The organism is Roseateles sp. (assembly GCF_049240545.1).
Taxonomy (GTDB): Bacteria; Pseudomonadota; Gammaproteobacteria; order Burkholderiales; family Burkholderiaceae_C; genus Paucibacter_A.
The window spans coordinates 1-6153 of sequence record NZ_JBMLSK010000047.1; the positions used below are offsets into that span (position 1 = coordinate 1).

The following is a 6153-nucleotide window of genomic DNA, read 5'->3' on the forward strand; positions in this document are numbered from 1 at the left end:
CGTCCAGGTGGATTCCACCTATCGAGGTGTCCGGGGAAATTAGACCAGCACACATGTCGCCAGCATGGCCTGCAACGGCTCTAGCGTGATGGCTGCCTTCTTCTCGGGTTGAACGCCTCGCTTCGCGTAGGCCCGTCGGCTTTTGGTCAGCAACTCGCGAACTTGGGGTGCATGGACTGGGCTGGGTAGGTTCTTGAGCTGGTGAGCCTTGGAAAGAACGCTCAGGCGATGCCGGACCGTTGACATCGCCAGAGGGCCGAGCTTGGACTTGATGCGGTTCTGTACAAGTGCTCGGTCGACGTTCTCCGGCAATGCCGACTCAAGACCATTTGCCGTGCGGTGCTCAAGGTGGTCGACGATGAACTGCAGGATCGCGGCCGTTGGGACTGGTAGTTCGATTGCCTGGCCGTATCGCAGCCAGAACCACGCTGCCCAGTAGCGCAGCGCGGTCTGATAGCTCCGCACCGTGTTCTCGGATTCTCCCTCGGCGAGCAGAGCAGTCACGGCATTCGCCGTTAAGGGCGAGAGGTGGTCAGGGTACAGCGTTGCTCCGACGTTTGCGTCGGGAATCACAAGCTTCATCGTGCGGTCGTTCATAAAAAATATTATGTACTATGTAGGATATAAAACATGAAATTCACTTAGGTCGCGGTAATCTGTAATTATCGTCACTAATGTAGACCCAGGGCAGGGCGCAAATCAAGGAGAGCGAACATGGCACGCGGAATCACCGAAGACGAAGTCTGGAAGGCCTGCGATGCGCTGCTGCTCGAAGGCGCGAGACCGACGATTGAGCGAGTACGCCAGAAGCTCGGACGCGGCTCACCAAATACCGTGAGTCCGATGCTGGAGACCTGGTTCAAGAACTTGGGCGCGCGAATCAAGGATCCCGGCGCCTTCTCGATGCCGGCGTCGATGCCGGACCTGGTGCAACAGGCCGCTCAGCATCTGTGGGACGCGGCCCAGGCGGAATCCCGTCGCGACCTCGATGAGCGGCTCAACGCCGGGTTAGCCGAGGCGGCCTCCTGCGTCGACACCGAGAGGAACCGAGCCGCACTGGCCGACGAGGCAGCGAGCGCTGCAGCCTCAAGGGCTGACTCACTGCAGGACGAGCTATCCCAACTGCGCGTGGCGCTCGAGCGAGAGAGAGCCGTTCACGCCGCGACGACCGAACGCCTCAACGACGCCAGGCTGCAATCCAAAGATCTTCAGGCAGACCTTGCCCAAGCTCGACGCGCCGCCGACGAAACACGGGCGCGAGCAGATGCAGCCGTCAGCGCTGCGGATGAGCGCGCCCAAGGTGCAGAGCGTCGTGCCGCGCTGGAGATCGAGCGGGAACGCGCGCTTCGGGCGAAGGTCGAAAATTCAGCGGAGTCGATAGCCAAGCGTCTTGAGGAAACGCTCAAGGCTCAGATCGCTGCGACCGAGCAACTGACCAGTATCGAGAGCCGGATGGCCCAGCTCAAGATAGACGCCCGGCAACGCCAGCAGAGCTTGCAAACGCTTGTGGAACACAGAGATTCCCAAATCCAGGTACTCGAAACCCGCCTAGGCGAGGCACTTCGCGAGTTGGCGGGACGCACTGCGCAGGAGGTGCTGATGTCGGAGTTGGTGGCGAAATTGGTCGCGCCGCCTCATCCATCCAGGGCCGCGAGTCCTGCTAAGGCTCGCGACAAGCGAGTGAAGCGGGTAGACACACCCGCCCGTTGACCCTTGTGTCGGTTTGCTTGATCAACCCGTGCTGGGGAGGATCTGCCTCGATCTGCCGCTTTGCAGCGATTGCAGTCATCCGGCGCCGGTTGCCGGCTTCACGGTCCGATGCATAAAGCAGTCATCGGCTAACCTAGCACCTCGGCAGATGCAATGCCCGGTATCGAAGTCGTTGCGGTCATAAAGCCTTGCTGGCAACAGATCGACCAATCAAAACGTGTTGAATGGTTGGTGCTCGATCCGGCGAACTCGCGCTATCGTCCCAGCGCGGTCCTAGCGGCGATGCGAATCGGGGCCTGTTAGCAGTCGCTCAAAGTTGAATTTGGCGGCGCCGGAGTGCATCCGCTAGAACGGGGTCACCCGTACACTGAATAAGGACAACTTCAAGAATCTGAAGAGACGGATGCGAATCCCGTGGCAACCCTGCTGTTGCCACGGCGAACGACGCCGGCCTCGCGTAACCATCGTCACAAAGAGAAGATGACCCTCCTTCGCCAAGATCCGCTAACCCAATTGGCCTTTGCAGCCCAAGAGAACAAAGGCGTATTCGCCTTGTTGCTGGGCTCTGGCTTGTCGCGTTCCGCGCAAATTCCCACTGGCTGGGAGATCACTATAGATTTGGTTCGCCGAATAGGCCTAGCGCAGGGCTCGACAGAACAAGCGGACTGGGCCCAGTGGTACCGAACGACTACGGGGCTTGAGCCGAACTACTCGACGCTCCTTGAAGATCTTGCCGGCACGCCTGAAGAACGGCGAGCTATCCTGCATCGATACATCGAGCCAAGTGAAGAGGACCGCGAGGAAGGTCGAAAGGTTCCGACTGCCGCACACCGTGCAATCGCGCAGCTGGTTCGTTCTGGTCACATCCGTGTGATTGTGACGACTAACTTTGATCGGTTGATGGAGAACGCCTTGCGTGAGCAGGGCGTCGAGCCAACAGTCGTAGCCTCTGTCGATATGCTGGCCGGAGCCGAGCCTCTTACCCATAGCAGGTGCTACTTGCTAAAGCTCCACGGCGACTACAAGGACGCTCGGATCTTGAATACTGATGAGGAACTGGGCGCATATCCTGAAGCGTACAACCGACTTCTGGATCGGATCTTTGACGAGCACGGTTTGATTGTTAGCGGATGGTCCGGCGAGTGGGATCATGCGCTACGCAGCGCAATCTTGCGCGCGCCGAATCGACGATACCCGGTTTACTGGTGCACACGAGGAACGCCAGGCAATGGGGCCGCTGAGTTGATTGCGCACCGTAATGCCCGGTCCGTATCGACGGCCGGTGCCGATGAATTCTTCAACGCGCTACTGCAACGTATCCAGACACTGGAGCAGGCGCAACGCCCTAATCCCCTGAGCGTTGATCTGCTAGTGGCTAGCGCAAAGCGCTATCTTGCTAGACCTGAGCATCGAATTCAGTTGGACGAGTTGATTGCGGAAGAGACTGAGCGATTGCTCAGCCAGTTGGAAGATCCGGCCTTTTTTGTAAGTGGTCAGTGGAGCCAGGAGGGATTCAGATCGCGTGTCGTGAAGTACGAGTCATCCGCCGAGCCTTTGGCACGTATGGCTGGCGTGCTCGGACGATGGGGCGACAGCAGCGAGTTACCGCTAATCCTGGATGTGCTTCGGTCGCTTTACAGCCATGGAAACGCAGTCCAGAACGGCTTGACCATTTGGCTGAACCTCAGAAGCTACCCGTGCGTTCTGGTATTCACCGCATATTGCTTGGGCCTGACCCGAGCGGGAAGATGGAAGACCGCACACCAGCTCTTCTCGGCGCAACTTGCCGTAGAACACCGTGAACCCGTCAGACTCGTGGAGGCGCTTCTCCCCAACGGCTGGCGGGGTAACGATCAAAGTCTTTGGCAGCAACTGGAAGGCCTGGACAGGAGGAAAACGCCTCTAAGTGATCACCTGGTTGATGTCATGACCGATTGGCGAAAGAGTTTTGGCGGAGTTGATGCTGGCTTCGAACTACTGTTCGAACGCTTCGAGCTACTCGGGGCGCTGGCCTGCTTTGATCAACATGACGAAGCGAAGCTCGAGGCCTTGGCCGCATCAAACAGCCATCAGCAGTTCGCTTGGGCCGCTATTGGGCGAGCCGGTTGGCACAGCGCTTCCGCACGCATCCTGATTCAAGAACTTGAAAGCGACACTCGTGCGATTGAACTGCTTGATGCAGGCTTTGGAAAGGGAAGTCGCCGCATGATTCAATTGTTCATACAGAACTTCCACCTCATCGCGAGCAGGATGACGTGGTGAAGCGGTGGCGATCTTAGTGGTGCGATGACGCCAACGCTGCAGAGTTCGCCGCGTTCAAGAACTCCAGCGTTTCTCAGACCACCTTGAAGCCACTCGGGTTGCAGCCTCGACTAGATTGTGATTAATGCAGTCCCTGAGGCTCCCTTTTTCACGGTCAAGCGCCCGCTCATGGCCGGCAGTGTGACTTCGACGGTACGCCTGGAAACTGCCTTTGGCCGGTCACTATGCACGAGCCGAATGGCAGCTCTCTGGTAAGCCTACGAGCTGGCCGAGAAAATCAAACGGAGCGAATCCGCGGCAAGTAACCGTTAGGCAGCTCCGTGCCCATAGCTGAAGTTCGTCGAATTTCAGCACCAGGCTGAAGGCGGACGCTCGCCAGGGGCAGCTTTGTGGAGGGCAAGCTCTAATTCATTCGTCCAAGGGGCTGCGTGCCTGCAGCAAGTACGAATCAACACTGTGCCGCCGCGGGTGGGGCTTGGCCGCCCGAGCGATAGCATCACCGGCGAGTCATGATTTGACTGGCAGCTCGTGGAACGTATTCGTCGAGCGTCTACTGTGCGATCGAGGTGCCCGTCAGGCCGGCTGAGGTTCCCCTGCACTAAGTGAGGTCGGCGCTGACGGCACGATCCGCGCCACCTCCAGAATCTGCCCACCGCTGAGTTGCACCGCCCGCTGCGCCCCGGCAATCGTCTCGGGCCGGTGGGCAATGATGAGGCGCGTCAGCGGCAGACCCGCCAGCGCGGCGGCCACCGCGCGCTCCTTGTGCAGATCCAGGTGGCTGGTGGCCTCGTCCAGCGCCAGCACGCGGGGCTGCTTGTAGAGCGCACGGGCCAGCAGCAGGCGCTGCTTCTGCCCGCCCGAGAGCCCGCTGCCCAGATCGCCCACCAAGGTCTGGTAGCCCATGGGCATGCGGGCAATATCGTCGTGCAGCTGCGCCAGGGCCGCGCAGGCCTGGATGCGCTGCAGGTCCGGCTGCACATCGAAGAAGGCGATGTTGTCCGCCAGTGAGCCGGTCAGCAGCACGTCCTCCTGCATCACCGTGCCGATCAGCCGCCGGTAGTTCTGCAGCCCGAGGTGCTGGATGCGCTGGCCACCAAACAGCACCTCACCCTCGCTGGGCCGCAGCAGCCCCAGGGCGATCTTCAGCAAGGTGGTCTTGCCCGCGCCGCTGGCGCCGGTCACGGCCACACTCTGGCCGGCCTCGATCCTGAAGTTGGCATCTTTCAGGATCCAGGGCTCGCCCTCCCCATACCGGAAGCTCACCTGGCGCAGCTCGATGCTGGCGCTCAAGTGGGCCAGGTCGTGCTCGGGCAGTTCGTCCTTCTCGGGCGGCTCCAGCGCGATATCGGCCAGGCGCTCGGCGTGCAGGGTGAGCATCTTCAGCTCCACCGCATAGTTGATGAGCGCCGACACCCGGCCGGTGAACTGCCCTTTGTAGGCGATGAAGGCGAAGAGCATGCCCACCGTCATGCCGCCCCCGCCCCCCATCTGGCCCGCCATGATCATCTTGGCGCCCAGCCACAGCACCAGCAGGTTCTCGGCCCCGAAGATGAAGGTATTGGCCGTGCTGAAGCCCATGTTCAGCTTGGCGGTGCGCACATCGCGGTTCTGCACATCCACGATCAGGTTCTGCCAGCGCGCCCGCCGCTCCTGCTCCCGACCAAAGAGCTTGAGCGGGGTGATGGCTCTGAGCGTCTCCAGAAAGTGGCTGTTCTCCTTGGCGGCCATCACCAGTCGTTCGGCCGCAGCATCGCGCAGCGGGGCATAGCCCACCCAGCGCAGCAGTCCGTAGAGCGCCACCGCCACCAGCACCACCGCGGCCAGCAACGGTGCGTAGATCAGCATCATCACCAGGGCGGCCACGGCCATCAGACCATCCAGCACCGCCTCCACCGCGGCCGTGGTCAGCGTGCGCTGGATGGCCCCCACCGCGCCGAAGCGCGAGGTGATGTCGCCCAGATGTCGCTTCTCAAAAAAGGCCACGGGCAGGCGCACCAGATGCGCAAACACATTGCCCATCCACTGCAGGGCCACCGTCTGCCCCAGCACGATCACCATCCAGCTGCGGGCCAGACCCAGGGCGGTTTGCACGATCAGCAGCAGGCCAAAGCCCAGCACCAGCACGGTCAGCAGGTCGCGGTCGCCCGACGTGAGCACATCATCCACCACCATCTGGTTGAA

The 6153-nt window shown here is 60.8% G+C and carries 4 protein-coding genes; 2 read left to right on the top strand and 2 right to left on the bottom strand.

Going from position 1 to position 6153, the window contains the following annotated elements:
- Positions 1 to 39 precede the first annotated feature (39 nt).
- Complete coding sequence (locus tag ACOVRJ_RS02860; protein WP_422042394.1) at positions 40 to 597, bottom strand: hypothetical protein; 558 nt, start codon at positions 595 to 597, stop codon at positions 40 to 42.
- A gap of 117 nt (positions 598 to 714) precedes the next feature.
- Here ACOVRJ_RS02860 and ACOVRJ_RS02865 point away from each other — a divergent pair, with 117 nt between their 5' ends.
- Both ACOVRJ_RS02865 and ACOVRJ_RS02870 read left to right on the top strand, forming a co-directional pair.
- Positions 715 to 1710 carry a DNA-binding protein gene (locus ACOVRJ_RS02865; RefSeq protein WP_422042395.1) on the top strand — a complete coding sequence of 332 codons (996 nt, stop codon included), beginning with the start codon at positions 715 to 717 and terminating at the stop codon, positions 1708 to 1710.
- 480 nt (positions 1711 to 2190) lie between these two features.
- The gene (locus ACOVRJ_RS02870) at positions 2191 to 3972 is read left to right on the top strand and encodes an SIR2 family protein (RefSeq protein ID WP_422042396.1); all 1782 of its coding nucleotides are present in this window, start codon (positions 2191 to 2193) and stop codon (positions 3970 to 3972) included.
- Positions 3973 to 4545: 573 nt separating this feature from the next.
- Here ACOVRJ_RS02870 and ACOVRJ_RS02875 read toward each other — a convergent pair.
- The coding region (locus ACOVRJ_RS02875; RefSeq protein WP_422042397.1) for a peptidase domain-containing ABC transporter at positions 4546 to 6153 on the bottom strand (1608 nt) is incomplete at its 5' end.